Origin of the sequence: Corynebacterium sp. HMSC065D07 (assembly GCF_001810695.1) — a bacterium.
Taxonomy (GTDB): Bacteria; Actinomycetota; Actinomycetes; order Mycobacteriales; family Mycobacteriaceae; genus Corynebacterium; species Corynebacterium hesseae.
In genome coordinates this window covers 1-1,849 of sequence record NZ_KV802419.1, presented here as the reverse complement: position 1 = coordinate 1,849, position 1,849 = coordinate 1, and the positions used below count along the sequence as shown (strand labels likewise).

Genomic DNA, 1,849 nt, shown 5'->3' with positions numbered 1-1,849 from the left:
TGCTGGTGTGAACACACAAAACACAAAAGAACAAAGAAATCACACAAACCATGACCCACCACCAACACAAAAGAAGATGGAAAGCACATGGTTAAATGCTCGCGTCCACTATACAGTTCTCACACAACACCCCACACAAGACAACAACCACACCAAAAAGAAAAAGTAGTTATTGAAACTTACGTGGGTTATACAACCAGGGAACAATGCCCCAGACACCCAACAATGCACCAAGCACTTATCAATACGCAGTTAGACGCACATGTGTTAGTTGAATCATCATTCTAGTTAAGATGTATCTCCACCCGATTATCAATCAGCGGCAGTAAAACAATCGTCTACATAAACCACCAAGCGAGTAAGAATAAACACTCACACGCTATACAGCACCAACTGGTGCTCAAAATAATGCTCCTTAGAAAGGAGGTGATCCACCCGCACCTTCCGGTACGGGTACCTTGTTACGACTTCGTCCCAATCGCCGATCCCACCTTCGACAGCTCCCTAACAAGTTTAGGCCACTGGCTTCGGGTGTTACCAACTTTCATGACGTGACGGGCGGTGTGTACAAGGCCCGGGAACGTATTCACCGCAGCGTTGCTGATCTGCGATTACTAGCGACTCCGACTTCATGGGGTCGAGTTGCAGACCCCAATCCGAACTAAGATCGGCTTTCAGCGATTCGCTCCACCTCACAGTGTCGCTGCGCGTTGTACCGACCATTGTAGCATGTGTGAAGCCCTGGACATAAGGGGCATGATGATTTGACGTCATCCCCACCTTCCTCCGAGTTAACCCCGGCAGTCTCTCATGAGTCCCCAACCAAATGCTGGCAACATAAGACAAGGGTTGCGCTCGTTGCGGGACTTAACCCAACATCTCACGACACGAGCTGACGACAACCATGCACCACCTGTACACCAACCACAAGGGACACTACATCTCTGCAGCAATCTGGTGTATGTCAAGCCCAGGTAAGGTTCTTCGCGTTGCATCGAATTAATCCACATGCTCCGCCGCTTGTGCGGGCCCCCGTCAATTCCTTTGAGTTTTAGCCTTGCGGCCGTACTCCCCAGGCGGGGCGCTTAATGCGTTAGCTACGGCACAGAAGACGTGGAAGCCCCCTACACCTAGCGCCCACCGTTTACGGCATGGACTACCAGGGTATCTAATCCTGTTTGCTACCCATGCTTTCGCTCCTCAGCGTCAGTAACTGCCCAGAGACCTGCCTTCGCCATCGGTGTTCCTCCTGATATCTGCGCATTTCACCGCTACACCAGGAATTCCAGTCTCCCCTACAGCACTCAAGTTATGCCCGTATCGCCTGCACGCCCGAAGTTAAGCCCCGGAATTTCACAGACGACGCGACAAACCACCTACGAGCTCTTTACGCCCAGTAATTCCGGACAACGCTCGCACCCTACGTATTACCGCGGCTGCTGGCACGTAGTTAGCCGGTGCTTCTTATACAGGTACCGTCACAAAAAGCTTCGTCCCTGTCGAAAGGAGTTTACAACCCGAAGGCCGTCATCCCCCACGCGGCGTCGCTGCATCAGGCTTCCGCCCATTGTGCAATATTCCCCACTGCTGCCTCCCGTAGGAGTCTGGGCCGTATCTCAGTCCCAATGTGGCCGTACACCCTCTCAGGCCGGCTACCCGTCGACGCCTTGGTAGGCCATTACCCCACCAACAAGCTGATAGGCCGCGAGCTCATCTTGCACCGAAAAAACTTTCCAACCACCACACTAAAGGCAGTTCATATCCGGTATTAGACCCAGTTTCCCAAGCTTATCCCAGAGTGCAAGGCAGATCACCCACGTGTTACTCACCCGTTCGCCACTCGAGTACC

At 52.5% G+C, this 1,849-nt stretch carries 1 rRNA gene; it reads right to left on the bottom strand.

The features are described 5' to 3' along the window. Positions 1 to 419 precede the first annotated feature (419 nt). A 16S ribosomal RNA gene (locus HMPREF2760_RS00005) occupies positions 420 to 1,849 on the bottom strand; the annotation flags it as partial.